This window comes from Brevibacillus thermoruber 423 (genome assembly GCF_000454065.1).
Lineage (GTDB): Bacteria > Bacillota > Bacilli > Brevibacillales > Brevibacillaceae > Brevibacillus > Brevibacillus thermoruber.
The window spans coordinates 745,204-763,117 of sequence record NZ_ATNE01000001.1; the positions used below are offsets into that span (position 1 = coordinate 745,204).

Annotated in this window: 13 protein-coding genes; 3 read left to right on the forward strand and 10 right to left on the reverse strand. The window is 61.6% G+C overall.

Annotation, left to right across the window (positions count from 1 at the left end):
• Positions 1–11: 11 nt before the first annotated feature.
• The 5 genes from pelG to M516_RS0103640 are packed head-to-tail and all read right to left on the reverse strand — an operon-like array spanning position 12 to position 7,734.
• A complete protein-coding gene (gene pelG, locus M516_RS0103620; protein ID WP_029097921.1) occupies positions 12–1,421 on the reverse strand; it encodes an exopolysaccharide Pel transporter PelG in 1,410 nt (469 codons plus the stop codon).
• A complete protein-coding gene (gene pelF, locus M516_RS0103625; RefSeq protein ID WP_029097922.1) occupies positions 1,397–2,848 on the reverse strand; it encodes a GT4 family glycosyltransferase PelF in 1,452 nt (483 codons plus the stop codon). Before pelF ends, pelG begins: the two co-directional genes overlap by 25 nt.
• A complete protein-coding gene (locus tag M516_RS22660) occupies positions 2,845–4,680 on the reverse strand; it encodes a DUF2194 domain-containing protein (RefSeq protein WP_081656430.1) in 1,836 nt (611 codons plus the stop codon). The genes pelF and M516_RS22660 overlap by 4 nt, the downstream gene beginning before the upstream one ends.
• A complete protein-coding gene (locus M516_RS22665) occupies positions 4,677–5,567 on the reverse strand; it encodes a hypothetical protein (protein WP_029097923.1) in 891 nt (296 codons plus the stop codon). Before M516_RS22665 ends, M516_RS22660 begins: the two co-directional genes overlap by 4 nt.
• Positions 5,560–7,734 carry an NAD-dependent epimerase/dehydratase family protein gene (locus M516_RS0103640; RefSeq protein ID WP_029097924.1) on the reverse strand — a complete coding sequence of 725 codons (2,175 nt, stop codon included), beginning with the start codon at positions 7,732–7,734 and terminating at the stop codon, positions 5,560–5,562. The genes M516_RS22665 and M516_RS0103640 overlap by 8 nt, the downstream gene beginning before the upstream one ends.
• Positions 7,735–7,936: 202 nt before the next feature.
• Here M516_RS0103640 and M516_RS24250 point away from each other — a divergent pair, with 202 nt between their 5' ends.
• A complete protein-coding gene (locus M516_RS24250; protein ID WP_051188085.1) occupies positions 7,937–8,971 on the forward strand; it encodes a hypothetical protein in 1,035 nt (344 codons plus the stop codon).
• Between the two features lie 41 nt (positions 8,972–9,012).
• Here M516_RS24250 and M516_RS0103650 read toward each other — a convergent pair whose 3' ends face one another.
• Positions 9,013–9,381, reverse strand: coding sequence for a response regulator (locus tag M516_RS0103650; RefSeq protein WP_029097925.1), 369 nt, complete (start codon positions 9,379–9,381; stop codon positions 9,013–9,015).
• A gap of 130 nt (positions 9,382–9,511) precedes the next feature.
• Complete coding sequence (locus tag M516_RS0103655) at positions 9,512–10,630, reverse strand: response regulator (RefSeq protein WP_238550903.1); 1,119 nt, start codon at positions 10,628–10,630, stop codon at positions 9,512–9,514.
• A gap of 244 nt (positions 10,631–10,874) precedes the next feature.
• Between M516_RS0103655 and ppx the strand changes: the two genes are divergently transcribed.
• On the forward strand, positions 10,875–12,416 hold the full coding sequence (gene ppx / locus M516_RS22675; protein ID WP_051188086.1) for an exopolyphosphatase: 1,542 nt from the start codon (positions 10,875–10,877) through the stop codon (positions 12,414–12,416).
• Positions 12,417–12,540: 124 nt separating this feature from the next.
• Positions 12,541–14,667 carry an RNA degradosome polyphosphate kinase gene (locus M516_RS22680; protein WP_051188087.1) on the forward strand — a complete coding sequence of 709 codons (2,127 nt, stop codon included), beginning with the start codon at positions 12,541–12,543 and terminating at the stop codon, positions 14,665–14,667.
• Positions 14,668–14,766: 99 nt separating this feature from the next.
• Here the strand turns inward: M516_RS22680 and M516_RS22685 are convergent, their stop codons facing one another.
• The 3 genes from M516_RS22685 to M516_RS0103680 form a co-directional block, all read right to left on the reverse strand.
• Positions 14,767–15,249, reverse strand: coding sequence for a hypothetical protein (locus M516_RS22685; RefSeq protein ID WP_051188088.1), 483 nt, complete (start codon positions 15,247–15,249; stop codon positions 14,767–14,769).
• A gap of 157 nt (positions 15,250–15,406) precedes the next feature.
• Complete coding sequence (manA, locus tag M516_RS0103675; RefSeq protein WP_029097927.1) at positions 15,407–16,390, reverse strand: mannose-6-phosphate isomerase, class I; 984 nt, start codon at positions 16,388–16,390, stop codon at positions 15,407–15,409.
• Positions 16,391–16,489: 99 nt separating this feature from the next.
• Positions 16,490–17,911 carry a phosphomannomutase/phosphoglucomutase gene (locus tag M516_RS0103680; RefSeq protein WP_029097928.1) on the reverse strand — a complete coding sequence of 474 codons (1,422 nt, stop codon included), beginning with the start codon at positions 17,909–17,911 and terminating at the stop codon, positions 16,490–16,492.
• Positions 17,912–17,914 lie beyond the last annotated feature (3 nt).

The window sequence follows — 17,914 nt, forward strand, 5'->3', positions numbered from 1 at the left end:
CTCCTCCGCTGTCACCCTGCCCTGCCGCGCATCCGGGCATGCTCCCGCAAAACCAGCGGCTGCGCGCTGAACGTCGCATAGTGCAGCCGGCGCAGCCGGTATATCAGCCTGCCCAGGGTGGCGGCGAGGACGGGAAACGAGGCGGCAAACAGGGACAGCCCCTGGTATTCGACGTCGCGCAGGGCCCAGGAGGCCGCCACGTTGGCCGCCAAAAAGATCGCCGAGAGCGCCAGCGCTCCCTTTCGATCGTCAAAGTAGAGCAGCAGCAATAGCGAGACGCTGTTCATGATGTACACGTAAAAGGCCATGACCAGGATGTTGAACGTATCCACCTGTTCGGCGGTAAAACCGATGTAGGGCAGGTATCGGATGCCGCAGGCGACGGCCACCAGCGAAAAGACGAGCTGAATCCCCATCAGCTTGGCCAGCTCCCCGATCAGCACCTGTTCCATCTCGCGGCGGGCGCGGTCGATCTCGAGAATGGTCCCCTGTCCGAGAATCGCGTCGTAATACTGGCGATACTTCGGGTAAAACGCCGTCTCCACCGACACCACGAACCAGACCAGCGTCGGCAGCACGGAGAGGACGGCATAGTAGACGGCCACATCGTATTCCGGAGTCAGGCGAAACGTCCCCTCCAGCCATTCGCCGTGAAACGCCCACTGGGCAAACTGATGCGCATACATCGAGACGGCAGTCAACAGGCCGATCGCCAACAGGGAGGGATACCGGCGCATATCCCGAACAAATCCGTACGGCGACGCCGGCCGCGGCGTGCGGAAAAAACGCTCGACCTCCCACAGCAGCACCGCCGCCGTGACAAAAAATCCGCCGGCAAATCCGGCAAACAACGCCGCCAACCGCTCCCCTTCCAGACGAACGTACAGCCAGACCGCTACCATCGCGAGCAGCATGCCTGCGAAAAACGCCCCGGCAATCCGCCGGTACGCCTTCATCGCCGACACGTACACCACGCCCATCCAGATGACGGTCAACTCCATGTACAGCACAACCAGCGCCAGCTTCTCCGCCAGCTCCAGCGGCGCCAGCAGGAGAAAGGCCGCGGCGGGTACAGACGCGCAGCCCAGCGCCACCTGCAGGCTTCCGTAAAACGTCGGCAGCAGTTCGTCGCAGCGCTGTTCGTAGAGCTGGTCGGACGCGAGCCGGGTAAACAGCATGGAGAACGGAGCCGCGACGATAAACGAAAAGGCGAAGGCGTACGCCGTTCCCGCCTGAAACAGCTCGCGGGCCCGATACGGCGCCATTTCGGCGACGAGCAGCCAGTGGACGACCGCGACCGCCGCCATGCAGCTCAGGATCGGCCCCACCGTCACCAGGGAGGCGTACGAGATGGCCTGCACGCGGCCGAACAAGCCTTCGCGGTCAAACAGCCGTTTCAGTTGAAAGCCGATTCCCGCCATGTCTTCTCCCCCTTTCCGAGCGAGGCGTACAGCGATTCGTAACGGGAAATGAACTGATCGTGGGTATACGCCGACAGGACGCGGCGCCGGCCGTTTTCTCCCATTTCCCGGCGCAGCGACTCGCTTTTGCACAGGGTGATGATGGCGCGGGCGATCTCTTTGTCGTCCAGCACCGGCACGACCAGCCCGGCGCGGCCTTCCACCCCGTCCGCCGCGCTGCCGTAGAGCAGTTCCCGGCAGCTTCCGACGTCGGTCGCCACGACCGGCTTGGCCGCCGCCATCGCCTCCAGGACGGCCAGCGGCTGCCCTTCGCTGATGCTGGTGAGAACGACCACGTCCAGCTTGCCGATGCGGGCCTTGACGTCGACGCTGCCCGTGAAGGTCAGGTCCCGCACGTCCAGCGTCTCCGCCAGCTCCACGCATTCGCGGTAGTAGTCCGGGTCTTCGTCGTACGGCCCCATGATGGTAAACGTCGCTTCCGGCACCTCCCGCTTGACCGCGGCGAAGCTCTGGATCATCGTCTTGATGTCCTTGATCGGCACCACCCGCACGATGGCGCCGATGTGAACGGCCGGATCGTCCGCCGTTTTCCGCGGCAGGTCGGCGTACGCGTCCGCCTTGATGCCGTTGGGGATGATCGCGATTTTCGACGCGGGACATCCCAGCTCGATCTCGATCTCCCGGTTGCGGTTGAACAGCGTCACCACCTGGTCGGCGTACTGGTAGGCGCAGCGGGCCAGGCCGTAAAAGTAGCGAATCCACAAGTCTTTGAAGTAGCCTTTGACCCAGTCCGCCTTGATGATCTCCTCCTCCCGCTCGCGGGAGTAGATGCCGTGCTCGGTCAAAAGCATCGGCCTGCCGTAGAGGTGCTTGCCCAGACTGGCGATGACGCCGGCGTACCCGGTCGAGACCGCGTGGTAGAGGTCCGCCTCGGGCAGCGGGTGGCGGAGAAGCTGCATCAGCGGCAGCAGCATGGAACGGACGGTCCAGAACAGCTCCCGAAACGGAAGCTGCTCGTACCGCTGTCTGGCCACATCGCTCAACAGGTCAAAGTAATCCTGGCTCATCAAAAATTCCGTGGACGCGTTCCAGCGCCCGCCGCGCAGCAGCCGAAACAGCGCCTCCCAATCGGTGTCCCGCTCGCCGACAATCAGCCCCTGCAGGGCGTCCCGCTCCTCGCCGCTCAGCTCAAACCGGCGGCCCCAGCGGCCTTCTTCCTGCAAAAAGGCGTCGAGAAACACCTCCCGCACCTCGCTCACATTGGCGGGCAGCCGGTAGGTGAATCTCCCCCTGTTTCGCTCCTCCGCTCCGATCGCGAAAATGACGAACTCGTGCCGGGGCATGGAGCTGATCACGTCATGAATCCAACTGGACACGCCGCCGGTCACATACGGATAGGAACCTTCCGCGACAATGCAAATCTTCATGGTTTCTCCGTCCAATCGATCGAAAAGATTTCATGATCCGCGCGCACCAGATAGGCGCCCTGCTCGATGCGCCGCACCTCGCACCGCTTCGTGCGCACGATGTTCCGGTCGGTCCGCAGCAGAAAGTACTGCGGGCCGGCAAAGCCGTTGATGTAGCCGTTTAAGCCGCCGGGACGCCGCTCAAAGACGGGCTGGCTCTCGAGCCACCGCCTTGCCTCGCCGCTCGCCTCCGCGGCGGTCATGGGGCGCAGCCAACCGTAGCGGTCCTGTACCAGTTCCAGGTACTCCTCCAGGCTCGTGTACAGATCGCGCCAGCTTCCATTGCCGCCCCGCACCTCGTCAATCACGTCGTCCGGGTGAACAAAGTGGGAAAAGATGCCATAGGCGGTGACCGCGTTGGCCATCATCCAGCGGTCGTACTCCCCGATCCGGTACCCGTAGGTCACGCGCGGCATTTCCACCACGCCGTCGGGAGCCAGTTTGTATTCCTGCACATAGGAGAGGTTTCGGATGTCCTCGATGTACAGGGACGAGATGTTGATGAGGTCGGGCAGCGCCTGTTTCAGCACCTGCCGGCCCGCCTCGTCCAGGGCGTTGGACGGCGGCACGTAGGTGCGCAGCGGGTAGTGCGGAAAGACGGACTCGACGTACTGCCGCAAGGAGCGAAGCGAGTCCGTCATCTCCCGCTGGCTCGGCCACATGTTGTAGCCGAACGCCCGCGACACCCGCGGAACGGTGGACAGCGTCTGATGGTTGTAGCCGTGGACGCCGATTTCGCCCCCTTCCTTCAACAGCTCGCGCCCGTACAGCACCAGGCTGGAGACGTCCGCGTCGCTCTCCCAGTCAAACGGCGGGGTGACCCGGTTGCCGTAGGTGACGATCAGCGCCCCCGTGTACTTCAGATCGTGCTTGCGCGCCAGCCGGATCATGTCCGGCCACCACACTTTCTTAAAAAAATGCGGCAGATCCATCCGGTAGTCCCGGTCGATGAGGGGATGGGTTCCCTGGGGAAACGGCGCGGGAAAGTCATCGATGTACATCAGTTTGGCGTTGAGCACCGGGTAGATCAGGTCGGGCAGCAGCACGCCGATGGCGCCCGCGAAAAGCCCGCGGTTGATCTTCTCCTGCAGCAGCGCGCCGTTGAACACAATGTAGGCTCCCTTTCCGTACGGCGCTTCCCACAACAGCGGCACGTGTTCCCCCGCCGAGACGTGAACGCGGCTGTGCTGTCCCAGCTTGACGCGCAGCACGGAAATGTGCAGGCCGGGATCGCGAAACTCGCCGCCGGCAAACCCGAGCAGCACGTTGGTATGGAGGCGAATGTCGCTGGTCTCCACGTACGTGCCGATCTCGAGGATGTCCAGCCTGCGGTACATGGTGGAAAACGCCTCGTTGTTCTCCGGCTCGATCGCCAGCAGCACGCGGCCGCCCCGCGCCACGTAGCCGTCCAGCCATTCCGTTCCCGCGAGCCGCGTCAAATCGGACACGGTCACAATCACGCCGTCGGGGGCGGGATCGGGCATGACGCTTCCCACGGGTACCCGCTCAAACCGCTTTTTCATCGCGGTCAGGACTTGTTCCGCCTGATACGCCACCTTTTGGCTCGTCGCGTCATCCGGGTCAACCAGAACGACCAGCCGTTCCTGATGGATGCGGGCCAGCTCTGCAGGCGCCAGCGCGTTGCGGGCGGCGGCCTGCGGTCCGGTCCCGTCGTTGTCCCCGTTCCAGCGCATCACCAGCTCCGAACGGGACATCTGCATCAACAGCGTCAGCAGGAGGACAAAGACAAGCAGCACGATCATGCGCCTGAGCGATTTTGTCTTGATCATCATAGAGAACCCCTGCTCCAGTACCGAATAATCTGCAGGGTCGGATACGACACGGTGACGGACGATTGTTTCAGCCTGTTCAGCGTCTCGTGAAACTTCCGCCCGGCCCGCAGCGTGTAATACAGTTTCAGCGCCGTGTAATAGGCCGTCTCCGATTGCGGATAGGCCTGGAGAAACCGTTCGCTGGCCGCTTCCGCCCTGTCGTAGCGGCGCAGGACGAGTTCGCACTCCACCTTGTCGGCGAACGCCTCTTCCCCGCAGTCCTTCTCCCGGATCAAGCGCTCCAGCACGTCCGCCTGCAGCAAGCGGTAGGTGCGCTCCATCTCGGCATCCATCAGTCCGCTGCCGAGATACCGCTTCAACGCGTCGGCGTACCCGGCCAGAATGGACGGATCATCGGGGTGGCGCTCCCGTTCGACCGACCACCGCTGCAGTTCGGCCATCATCCCCCGCTTCATTTCCAGAATGGCGGTAACGGCGTAGTGGGCGGTTTCGCTGTCTTCGTTGCGGGCAGCCTTGGCGAGAAAGCCCACGAGGTCCAGCGATTCCTCCTTCAGCGCGTCCATCACGATCCGGCGGCGTGTGGCGTGGTCATTGAGCACAAGCGCCTCTTCAATCGGGACGATCGACGTCTCCTTCTCCAGGTCCACTTTGACCAGGATGCCTGCCGGATCCGCCTTCAGTCCCACCACGTCGGCGAACCGGTCCGGATCGGCGGACGCGCTTTTCGCCGCCGCTCTCCCGGCGATGAACGCCAGCGGCAGCCCGGCAAACGGAATCAGGCAGGCCAGCGCCGCCCTGCCGCCGCTCATCGGTTCCCGGCGGCGGAACAGGAGCACCAGATACACCGCCGTCAGCACGTAGTAGACCGCAATCGAGCCTCTAAGCATAGACCGCATCCTCGCTCACAAGGCGCGTTGCCACGCCGTATTTTTGCAGCCGCTCCATCGCCGCCCTGGCCTCCTCCGGCCCGGAGTTGGACAGGAGCAGCACCAGCCGGCCCCGCCACAGCCCGATGTAGTCCGTGTCGCGCAGCAGGCGGGAAAGACGCTCGGCCGCTTCCTTGAGGCCGTTTTCGGACGCCTCCACGTGCAGCAAGGTGTACGCGGCCTGGTACCGTTCCTTGGCCGCCTGTTTGCTGCGCAGCACTTCCAAAAAGGCTCCTTCCTGCAAAATCGGCGTCTCCTCCACGAAGCGTTCGCTGCGCGTGGCGGCCACGTAGGTAAAGGCGCGGGAGAGCGAGCGGGAAATCATGTCAACGGCAATCCGAAACAGGTTTTCGTGGTACAGGGTAAACCGTTCAAACCCCTGCTCGTGCACGCAGACCAGCGCGATCGTCTCCCCCTGGTGAACCACCGGCGCAGCCAGCATCGGCAGCCCCGGCACCAGTTTTTTGTTCACCCACAAGCGCTGCGACGTGACGACCTCGGACAGCTCCGGCACGTCTTTCAGGTGCAGCGAACGGGGGGCGCGCAGATCGGCGTCGTTGGACTGAAGCAGCAGCCGCAAATAGCCGGTTGCCGATACGGCATAGATCGAGATTTTCCTGGACTCCATCAGGTCCTCCATCACGTTCACCGCCGCGCCGACCACCTGTTCCGGCTCCAGGCTCTCCAGTTCGGTCACGAGCGCATGGATGCGGCCCAGGCTGTCCCTGTTGGTCAGCACCTGCCGCTGCAGGGCTTCCTTGACGCTGCGCGTGTCCTTGTACACGTCCATCAGCAGCTTGTACCGCTGCGCTTCCACCGCCAGCTCGTTTTTGGCAAACGCCAGCTCTTTTTTGTACTTGTCCGTCACAAACCCGACCGACAAGCCGAAAAACAGGTAGACCGCGGCGACAAACAACGTTTCCGGGTCAAACAGCAGCGAGCCCCAGTCGCGCCCGTTGGCCAGGCTGTCGGCGACATACAGGCTGATCACCGCCGAAGCGGAGAGGAACGACTGGCGCGATCCGTACATGAGCCCGATCAGCAGAATGTACACCAGCCGAAAATCAAAGCCGTATTCGTACAAAAAGCCGCTCTGGTCGCGGGAAAGCAGGGCAACCGCGGCAAAGGCCAGCCCGTTTTCCACAAACGGCCGGATGATCCGCCACCATCCGGGCGTCTCCCGCGCGGGGGCTGCCTCTTCCCGGGCCGCAGCAGCCTCCTGCCGCAGCATCCATTCCCAGGTTTTGGCAACCCCCTCCTGCAGCGAATAGAGCGGCACCCAGTCCAGGTCGCGCTTCAGCCGGCTGTTGTCCAGGCAGGAGCGGGCGATCTCGCCCGGCCTGCTGTCGAGGTACTGGACATCCTTCACCGGGACCAGCGTTCGGATCGTCTCGATCAGCTCGTTCACGCTGGTTTCCCTGCCCATCGACACGTTGTAGATTCCCGTCACATCGCTCGTGGCGCCGCGGTAAATGGCATCGGTCACATCGTCGACGTAGACGAAATCGCGCGTCTGCGTTCCGTCTCCGAAGACATACAGCGGTTTGCCTTCCCGCGCCTGGTTCAGAAAGACGGAAATGACGCCCCCTTCCCCCGATCTGCTCTGACGGGGACCGTAAACATTGGAAAAGCGCAGGCACAAGGTATCGAGCTTGTACAGCTCCTGCCATTTTTCGCAGTACATCTCCCCCAGCCGCTTGTTCATCCCGTACGGCGACAGCGGATGGCAGGCTGTCTCTTCGCGGGCGGGAAGCTGGTCGGTATCGCCGTAGACGGCCGCGGATGAGGCGAAGATAAACTTTTTGACGCCGTGCAGCCGCGCGCAGTTCAGCATGTTGACCAGCCCGAGGACGTTCGCCTCCGCATCCTGGCAGGGGCGTTCCAGAGAGGTCATGACACTCGTCTGCGCCGCCAGGTGAACCACGACGTCAAATCCCACGCTGCGGAACACTTCCTCGCAGGCCCGATCTTCCACATTGTAGGCATACGCCTTGTGGGGGACGGTCACGCGTTCCCGCCTGCCCGTAGACAGGTTGTCGATAATGTACACCCGATGGCCCTCTTTGTGAAAACGTTCAACCACCGAGGACCCGATAAAGCCATATCCTCCCGTTACGAGAACGTTCACGCCGGACACCTCCATCCATTGACAATCGACAATCACGTTCGTTCTATTCGGAATTCCCATTCATTTTGAGACATAAGCCCCTGCATCAGCGGTTTCGACAAGCGCTTTTGGTTCATTCGCACTATGCTATAATGAAATCGACACCCGAAGTCGAATCATGCCGCCCCTGTTTCCAGGGAGAACCCGCCCCAGGAGGTTGACCATGAAAACCGGTCCATTCGCCGTTTTCCTGCTCGTTTTCTCGTGCCTGTTCACGTCGGCCGCAACCGGCCTGTCCCCGACCGCTGCCGCAGACGACGCGCCCCCCGGCTACCGGCTGCTGATCTACTACGGCATCCCGAAAGCCGTCAATCACGTATGGGATGAAAACAGGGCGGCTGAGATTTTTGCCCAGTACGACGTGCTGGTGTTCGGCGAAAATCTGGAGGAACCCACCCACCCCCATCACCATTCGACCCAACACGTTCTCAGCTTCGCGCGCAGGATCAAGCCGCACATCCGCGTCTACGGCTACGTCGATCTCGGGGTGACGACCGTCAATCACTCCATGGCCGCGTTGAAGGACAAGGTGCGAAAGTGGAAGGCACTGGGCGCAGACGGGATCTTCCTCGATGACGCGGGGTTTGACTACGGTGTCTCCCGCGCCCGCCTGAACGAGACGGTCCGCTACGTACACGAACTGGGCTTGTCCGCCTTCGTCAACGCGTGGGACCCCGACGACGTGATGGGCAGCGCGGTACATCCCCTCTACAATCCGAACGGCGCGGCGACAGCGCTAGACCGCCGCGACATCTACCTCCTGGAAGATTTCCTGCTGCCGACGGACATCAACGCCGGCAACAGCCCCAGCGCATTTCATCCGTCGTTTCGCGAAAAGATGGACGCATCGCTGCGGTATCGCACGCAGTTGGGCGTCAAGCTGATGTCGGTCAGCAGCATCGACTACACCCGGTACACCCCCCTTGCGCTCCGCAAGTTTTTCCGCCTGAACGAAGTGACGGCCGGCGTCTTTTCGCTGGACGCGTACGGCATTGCCCCGCTTCACTATTCGGCAGACGAGCGCGGCCGGGACGAGGTGCGATTTTTTCCATACATCACCAATTATTGGGACTATTATACTACGAACATCACCTATATTGCCAAGTATCATAACCGCGATTTTTCGCGCGGGGGCTTTCGCATCCACTCGTTGCCGGGCGATCACTACTACCTGTTCCCCGAAACGGTTCGCTACTAGCCGGCTTTTCCGCCGGCTTTTCTGGTCCTTTCCTCCCATCTTCATCCATTTTCTGCCTTGAGGTGTTGGATGGACCATTCCACGCGGTCTTTCTGAAGCGGTTTGGCCAGAAAATCGGATGCGCCTGCGGCAATCGCCCGCATGATGGCGTCCCGCTGCACCACGGCCGAACAGACGATGATCTTGGCCTTTCCGTCGATTTCCCTGATCTTTTTCACCGCCGCCAATTCGTCCATGCCGGGCGTGGAAATATCCAGGGTGACCAGGTCTGGACGGTACAACATAAACTGTTTGACCGCCTCCTCTCCCGACTCCGCCTCCACCACCACCTCCAGTCCGAGCGATTCGAGCATGCCGCGAAGCATCAGCCTGGTAAACGCCGTGTCGTCGACAATCATGGTCGTTCTCACTGGTACTCCCCATTTCTTTTGTCATGCTGCCGCATCGGGTATGTTCCCCTTCTCTACCATATTTCTTCATAAAAAACAGTATGACATGACGCGCGTGTCATACCGTGCCGTTCCGGGACCGGAACAGACGCTACCGGCTTTTTCTTTTCTTCCAACGCAGATACCACTCCCGAACGGTCTGCTGGGGTGCGACGCCATACTCCTCGCTCAGCATCCTGGTCAGCTTCATGTACTCCCTCTCCACGGCATCGCGGTCGCCCAGCCTGTCATACAGCTTCATCAGGGTCACGTACGTCTCTTCCACATGCGGGTGAAAGCGCTGGATGCGGTGATAGACGGCCAGCGCCCGGGCGTATTCGCCAACGGACTCCAGATAGCCGGCCACATGGGTCGCGTGGTAAAACCAGTGTGTCCGCAGCCGCTGCCGCTCGCTTTCCGCCCACAGGTAGTCGTAGTCGTCCAGGTAATCGCCGCGGTACAATTCCAGCAGGCTCAAGTGCTCGGACAGCGTCTCCCCCGTCACGGGGGACAATTCCCTCACGCCTCGCTCCCATTCGTCCACATCCAGCCTGACGTGGTTCATGTCCAGCAGATAGCCGTCGTCGCAGTTGGCGATGTGGATGCCGACGCCGAGCTCTTTCAAGGTTTTTCTGATCTGGTAGATGGTTGTGTAAAGCCGGGCAAATCCCCTTTTCCGGTCCGTGTCCGGCCAGAACAAGTCGAGCAGCGCGTCTTTGCGAACGGGCTGCCCCCGCCGATGAACCAGGTATGCAAACAGTTCCTGCGCTTTTGCCGTCCGCCAGCGAATGGTTTCCGGTCCACGCGGCGGAACCTCGATCTGCAGGGACTGAAAGCAGCGGATCATGCCGGTTTGCCGGGCGAGCGGAACGACGGCCGTCTCATGCCGCCTGTCGATCAGCCGCTGCACCGTTTTGATCAGACGGTCGCGCTGAACCGGTTTCAGCACGTAGTCCAGCGCGTTGAGTTCAAACGCCTTGACCGCGTACTCATCATAGGCCGTCACAAAGACAAGATCCGTTTCAGGCGAGAGTCTGAGCACCTCTTCCGCCGTTTCGATGCCGTTCAACTCGGGCATCTCGACATCGAGAAAGATGACGTCGGGCTTTACCTGCGGCAGTTCGTCCAAAGCGCGGCGGGGATTTTGATATCGCCCGACGATCTCCAGCCCTCCGCATTCCCGCAGCAGTTTTTCCAGGTAGTGCAAAGCCAGACGTTCATCGTCAACCAATATGGCTTTCAGAGTATCACACCTCGCTTTTTCAACCCCGAATCCGACACAAGCCGCACCTTCTATCATAGGTTTTTGTTCTCAACAATTTCTGAACAAGCTCCACGCCGATTCATTGTCGCATACCTCCGCAATTCGGCGGCACACGAAATACCATCACGAACCCGCCGGATTTTTCCCCAAGACGTTTCCATGGAACGGCGGCACCTGTGGCATAATGGTAAAAACAAGGAAGCACCATAAAGTGGGGATCAATATGAACGACACGATCGGCGTCATCGATCTGGGCTCCAACACGGCGAGACTCGTCGTGTACAGGCGGGACGACCAGGGGCTCGTCTATGAGGTAGAGAATGTCAAGCGCACGCTGCGGCTGAGCAGCCACCTGCGGGACGGCCGCCTGGAACGGGAGGGGATCGAGAAGACGCTGGCCTGCATGCGGCAGTTTCAGCAGTTGCTTGGGGCTTACAACGCAGCGACCGCAATCGGCGTGGCGACGGCCGCCGTCCGGCAGGCCGCAAACGGACGGGAGCTGCTGGACGCGATCCGGGCGGAGACCGGCCTGTCCATTCGCGTCCTGAGCGGGGAAGAAGAGGCGCGCTACGGCTATCTGGCCGTGGTGAACACGATGGATATCGACGAGGGCATCACCGTCGACATCGGCGGAGGCAGCACCGAGGTCACCTGGTTTTCCGGCCGGCGGCTGCGGGAGAGCGTCAGTTTTCCGTTCGGGATCGTCACCCTGACGCGCATGTTTCTGCCCGGCGACCCGCCCGCGGACGAGGAAATGAAGCGGCTGCAGGCGTACGTGGAGCGCCAGTTTTCCGGCTGCACCTGGATCAGGGACAGGCGCTGCCCCGTAATCGCCATCGGCGGCACGGCGCGCAACCTGGCGAAAATGCACCAGCGATCCGTCGGCTATTCGCTGGACAGCGTGCATCACTACGCCATGTCGGCCGAACAGGTGGACCGCGTACTGGAACGAGCGTGTGCGCTTCCGTGGGAGGAGCGCAGACAGATGCCCGGCCTTTCCAAGGACAGGGCGGACGTCATCCTCTCCGGCATCGCCGTGTTCCGCTCCCTGCTCGCCGTCGTCAACGGACGCGAACTGGTGGTCAGCAACAAGGGACTGCGCGACGGCGTTCTCTACGAAACGGTGTTTGGCGCCCAGCCGGCCGACATCCGCGAAGTCCGCCGGCGCAGCGTCGAACAGTTCATGAACCGGTACCAGGTGGACAAGCGCCACGCCCGCCACGTGCGAACGCTGGCCCTCGCGCTGTTTGACCAGTTGCGGGAGCTGGGCGTCGTCCGCTGCGGCGAGGCCGAACAAACCTGGCTGGAAGCGGCCGCCCTGCTGCATGACGTGGGACGGGCGATCAATGTGTACGAGTCGGCGGAGCACACATTTTACCTGCTGTCGCATGTACTGCTGCTCGGGTTTACCCACCGCGAGCGGCTGCGGATCGCGATGATCGCTTCCTACAAAAACAACAAGCTCTTGCAGCTGCAGATGGCCCGGCATTCCGACATTGTCGGCAAGGCGGACAAAGCCCTGGCCGAAACACTCGGGCATGTCATCCTGCTGGCGCGGACGCTGGACCGTTCCATGACCCAGCCGATCACGGACGTGCAGCTGCGGGAGGACGGGGAGCGGATCGTGCTGGAGTGTGTCGGCTCGGGGGAGAATCTGATGGAATACGCTCTCCTGGAAGACGTGCTGGCCAAGGTGTCCAAAGCGTGGAAGCGGCCCGTCGGCTTTCGCGCCGTCACACGGCCCGCCGATTGAGCCGGCCTCCGATGGAAAAGGCCTTCGCCAAAGCCGGCCCGGCCGGGACGTGCCGCCTTTCGAGGAAACCTGCTGCGCGATGCGGGCATCTGTTTTCAAAAATCACACTGTCGAGGACTGACCCATGAACGATTTTCATCTACCTGCGTACTATATCAACCGCGAACTGAGCTGGGTGGCGTTCAACGAGCGGGTGCTGGAGGAAGCCGCCCGTCCGGAAAACCCGCTGTTTGAGCGTCTGAAATTTATCGCCATTGCGAGCAGCAACTTTGACGAGTTTTTCATGGTGCGCGTAGCGGGACTGAAGGATCAGGTGAAGGCCGGGTTTGCCAAACCGGACAACAAGTCGGGGATGACGCCCAGGGAACAGCTCGAGGCGATCTGGGAACGCACGCAGGTCGTCATGAACAAGCTGTTTGCCGTGCTGAAGCACGAGATTCTCCCGGAGCTGGAGCGGGTGGGCATCCGCTTTTTGAAAACGGCACAGCTTCAAGACGAACAGCGGGCTTTCGTCCACGACTTTTTCCATCACCGTCTCTACCCCGTGCTGACGCCGATGGCCGTCGATGCCAGCCATCCGTTTCCCATGCTCCTGAACAAGAGTCTCAATCTGGCGGTGCTGCTGGAAAACGCGGAGGAGCCGGAAGAAGGGCCGCTGTTTGCCGTCGTCCAGGTGCCTGCCGTCGTGCCCCGCTTTCTCGCCCTGCCGTCGCCGGCGGGAGAGGCGCACTTCATCCTGCTGGAAGACGTCATCCGCGAGCACATGGACACCCTGTTCCAAGGGTACAGCATCCTGGAAACCAGTGCGTTTCGCATCACCCGCAACGCCGACCTGACCATCGACGAGGACGAGACGGAAGACCTCCTGGAAGCGATTCAGGAGGAGCTGAAGAAGCGGAAAATGGGGGAACCGGTCCGACTCGCCGTCGACGCGTCGATGAGCGACTTTTTGAAAAGGACCCTGCAGGACTGGCTGGAGCTGGAGGATTCGGAAGTGTACCGGATCGACGGTCCGCTGGATCCTTCGTTTTTCTTCAAGTTTTACGGCCTGCCCGGATACGATGCCCTGCGCTTCGAGCCGTATCCGCCCCAGCCGCCCCGCGATCTGCTCGGCTCCGCGGACCTGTTCGAAACCATCAGGCAGCGGGACGTGCTCCTGCATCACCCGTACGAATCGTTTGATCCGGTGGTCGAATTCGTGCAGCGGGCGGCGGACGATCCCAATGTGCTGGCGATCAAGCAGACGCTGTACCGGGTCAGCGGCGACTCGCCGATCGTCAACGCCCTGCTGCGGGCGGCGGACAACGGCAAGCAGGTGACCGTTCTCGTGGAGCTGAAGGCCCGCTTCGACGAGGAGAACAACATTGTCTGGGCGAAAAGGCTGGAAAAGGCCGGCTGCCACGTCATCTACGGGATCGTCGGCCTGAAGACGCACAGCAAAATCACGCTCGTGGTCCGCGCCGAAAACGGCGAGCTCCGCCGGTACGTCCATCTGAGCACGGGCAATTACAACGATACGACGGCCCGGATCTACACCGATCTCGGCATGTTCACGTCCCGCGAAGCGTTTGGCGAGGACGCCAGTCACTTTTTCAACCATCTGTCCGGCTATTCCAAACCGCCGGCGTGGAAAGTCATCACGACCGCCCCGGCTGGTCTGCGGGAGAGGTTCCTCGGCCTGATCGAGCGGGAAATCGCCCACAGTCAGGCGGGAAAACCGGCCCGCATCATCGCCAAGATGAACGCCCTGACCGACAAGGAGATTATCGAAGCCTTGTACAAGGCGTCCTGCGCCGGCGTCAAGATCGATCTGATCGTGCGCGGCATCTGCTGCCTGCGGCCCGGCATCGAAGGGGTCAGCGAAAACATCCGCGTCATCAGCATCGTCGGCCGGTTTCTCGAGCACAGCCGCATCTACTGCTTCCACAACGGCGGGGAGGCCGACGTCTTCCTCTCCAGCGCGGACTGGATGACGCGCAGCATGATCGCTCGCGTGGAGATTCTCTTCCCCGTCCTCCAGGAAGACCTGAAGGAGCGGATCCTGCACATCCTGGACATCATGCTGCGGGACGACGCCAAAGCTCGTGTGCTGCAGCCGGACGGCCAATACCGGCCCGTTGCGGCACAAGGCCCGCATCCGCTCAACAGCCAACACTACTTTTGGGAAGAAGCGTTTCAGGCCGTGCGCAGCCGGGGAGCGGACCCTGCCGCCCTGCGCCTGAAACCGATCACGACGGCGCCGGAGCGCTGACACTCGTGTAACCCCCCGGCGCCCGCTGTCCTTTTTTCAAAAGCGGCGGGCGGCCCGAATGGACAGGCCGCCCGTTTTCGCTTGGCACCCGCCAGCCATCTACGATACTCCCAGCTGTGCCAGCATGTTCATCAGCACGTTGGATTGGCGCAGTTCGTCTTCCGCTGCTCGGGTGAACCCCCTTCTGATCGTGAGCGTCACCGCTCGATCGGCGATGTCCCGGTACAGATCGGCGGCGGCCAGTTCGTCCCGGATGGCAAATTCCAGTCCCCGGGCAAACGATTCCGGCGCGGGCACCTCTTCCCGCCTCATCTGCGGCTCCCGTCCGGTCAACTGCCTGTAGATTTCCGAGAACCGCTGGGCATGCTTGATCCGCTCGTCGCGGACGATGTCCAAAACAGTCCGGATGTTGTCGTTCGGGGCCAGCTCCATCAGCGTGCTGAAATAATTGGCGGCCCGCTCTTCCCGGTGGATGGCTCGCAAGATATCGGCGGCCAGCCCCCGATCGCGCGGTTCGCCCAATCCCGGCTCCCGCACGAGCCTGGGCCAGTAGTGGGGAAACGCTATCGGATATCCATGCATGGAAAAACTCCTCCAAACGTGTATAGGTGTATATCCCAGCTTATGGCTGCGCCCATGAGGTGGTGAGCCCAGACGCGCAAAGAAGATCGTGGGCTCCCATAAAAATGAAAAAGACCCTTTGCCAGGGTCTTTGTATCGCTTGCACCATCTGACGCGTTCAGCCCGCTTTTCGCAGCGTGGCCGCCTGTCCCGGCGGGAAGGAGACAATTGCTTCCATGTCGCCCGCCAGTCTGTACCTGCCCAACGTTCTCGGTATCAGCAGGTGATCCCCTTTTTCCACCGTGAGATCACCGCCGCTCCATTCCAGCCGGGCCGATCCGGCGAGAACGGACACGAGGGAGAACCGGTCCCCGGACTCTTCGTCGCGCGAGCCGCGCAGCGTCCATTTTTCTACCGTGAAAAACGGGCTGTCCAGGTAGTGGTTCACCTGCAGGAAGCGGCTGCCCGCTGTCTTTGCCCGGATCTGGGCCGGCTTGTTCGGCACGTTGGTCACCTGCAGCACCTTGTCGATGTGCAGTTCGCGCTTCCGTCCGGACTGGTCGACGCGGTCGTAGTCGTAGGCGCGGTATGTGGCGTCGGAGTTTTGCTGGATTTCGAGGACGACAATGCCTTTGCCCAGCGCGTGGAGCGTGCCGTGCGGAATATAGAAGAAGTCACCGGTCCGTACCGGGACCCGCACCAACAGTTCGTCCCAGCGGTTGGCCTTCATCATCTCCGCCAGCTCCTCCCGCGTCCTGGCGGTATGGCCGTACACGATTTCCGCTCCGGGTTCGGCGTGCACGACGTACCAGCACTCCGCCTTCCCCAGTTCACCGTTCTCATGGACAGCGGCAAAGCGGTCGTCCGGATGTACCTGTACGGACAACGTGTCGTTGGCGTCCAGCAGTTTCACCAACAGCGGAAAGCGTTCCAGACGCTTCGGCGCAAACCAATCGGGCTGTTCCGCCAGCAGCTCGCTGATCGTCTTTCCGCGATAGACGCCGTTTCTGATCGTGGTTCTGCCATTCGGGTGATCGGATATGACCCACGCCTCACCCGTCTGCTCACTGGGAATGGGATAGCCGAATAATGTACGCAGGCGATTGCCGCCCCAAATCCGTTGATGATACGTCGGTGAAAACAGTAACGGATACGCGTTCATTTTCCTCACTCACCCCGGTTGATCTCAGTATGCAAGAAGGCACTACCATCGAATCACGACAGGATGGTACGGGTACACGTCAGTCCGCTGTTTCGAAGGTTACCAGCCCACCGTCAGCGCGGAATCGGCAAACGCAAGGGCCTTCTCGATCTCCCGTTTGATCTCGGCCAGCCCTTCCTCCGAATCCGCCTCCGCCCGAAGGACCAAAATCGGCTGCGTGTTGGAGGCGCGGATCAGTCCCCAGCCGTTCGGGAAGATCACCCTCGCGCCGTCCACGTCGATAATCTCGCGCTCGGGCCGGAAATACTGTTTGACCTTGTCCAGGATGGTCCGCTTTTTGCTTTCCTCGCAGGGGACTCTCGTCTCCGGCGTGGCGTGGTACCGGGGAATGTCGGCAAACAGCGCGGACAGCGGCTTGTCGCTGTTGGTCAAAATGCGAAGCAGCCGCCCCGCCGCGTAGAGCGCGTCGTCAAAGCCGAAATACTCGTCCTTGAAGAAGATGTGGCCGGACATTTCACCGGTAAACGGCACGTTCAGCCGTTTCATCGAGGCTTTGATATGGGAATGGCCGGTGCGGTGGAACACGGGCTTTCCGCCCAGCTTCTCGATTTCTTCCACCAGTGCCCGCGAGCATTTTACTTCCACCAGCGCCTGGCATCCGGGATGTTTCGGCAGGATCTCCCGCCAGAACAGAATCATCAGTTGATCGCCCCACAGGATATTGCCCTGCTCGTCGACGACGCCCAGGCGGTCGCCATCGCCGTCGAAGGCCACCCCGAGGTCGGCTTTCTCCTCGCGCACCTTGCGGATCAAGTCCTGCAGGTTTTTCGGGTCAACCGGATCGGGGTGATGATGGGGGAAATTCGGATCGGATTCACAGTAGAGCGGAACCACTTCGCAGCCCCACTGGGCCAGCGCTTTCGGCACGAACGGCGAGGGGGTGCCGTTGCCGCAGTCCGCCACCACCTTCACTTTGCGCGGTCCCAGGACAATTTTTTCCCGCAGCATCGCGAGATAGGGCTGTTCGATGTCCACCCGCTCCACGCCTTCCGGAAGGGCAAAACGTTCGTGCGGCACGCCTTCCTCGGCGAGCAGCGCGCGCATGGTGTTGTGCAGATCCTGGATCGCCTCGCCGTAGATGGTGGTCTTGTCCATGGCAATTTTGAAGCCGTTCTCGTCACCGGGGTTGTGGCTTGCCGTCACGATCAGCCCGGAAGGAATGTCCAGATGCTCCAGGCTGTAGTAAAACATCGGCGTCGTCACCTCACCGATATCGACGACGTGGATGTCCGAGCGGAGAAGCCCGGCCATCAGAGCGGTTTGCAGCTCCGGCGAAGACTTCCGGTTATCCCGCCCCACGACCGCCTTGTCCAGCCCGGCCGCTTTCAGCTTTTGGCCGAATGCTCTCCCCAGGAGCCAGGCAAACGCCGGATGAATCTCTTCCCCGGCTCTGCCCCTGATGTCGTACTCCCGGAAAACGTGGGACGGGATGTGAATGTCGTGTGCAGCCGTAACGCGCATGTG

What these genes read in the sequence shown, in the direction of transcription:
- M516_RS22660 (WP_081656430.1), bottom strand. Translation starts at nt 4,680, where the DNA reads ATGATGATCAAGACAAAATCGCTCAGGCGCATGATCGTGCTGCTTGTC.
- manA (WP_029097927.1), bottom strand. Translation starts at nt 16,390, where the DNA reads ATGAACGCGTATCCGTTACTGTTTTCACCGACGTATCATCAACGGATT.
- M516_RS22680 (WP_051188087.1), top strand. Translation starts at nt 12,541, where the DNA reads ATGAACGATTTTCATCTACCTGCGTACTATATCAACCGCGAACTGAGC.
- M516_RS0103680 (WP_029097928.1), bottom strand. Translation starts at nt 17,911, where the DNA reads ATGCGCGTTACGGCTGCACACGACATTCACATCCCGTCCCACGTTTTC.
- pelF (WP_029097922.1), bottom strand. Translation starts at nt 2,848, where the DNA reads ATGAAGATTTGCATTGTCGCGGAAGGTTCCTATCCGTATGTGACCGGC.
- pelG (WP_029097921.1), bottom strand. Translation starts at nt 1,421, where the DNA reads ATGGCGGGAATCGGCTTTCAACTGAAACGGCTGTTTGACCGCGAAGGC.
- M516_RS24250 (WP_051188085.1), top strand. Translation starts at nt 7,937, where the DNA reads ATGAAAACCGGTCCATTCGCCGTTTTCCTGCTCGTTTTCTCGTGCCTG.
- M516_RS22665 (WP_029097923.1), bottom strand. Translation starts at nt 5,567, where the DNA reads ATGCTTAGAGGCTCGATTGCGGTCTACTACGTGCTGACGGCGGTGTAT.
- M516_RS22685 (WP_051188088.1), bottom strand. Translation starts at nt 15,249, where the DNA reads ATGCATGGATATCCGATAGCGTTTCCCCACTACTGGCCCAGGCTCGTG.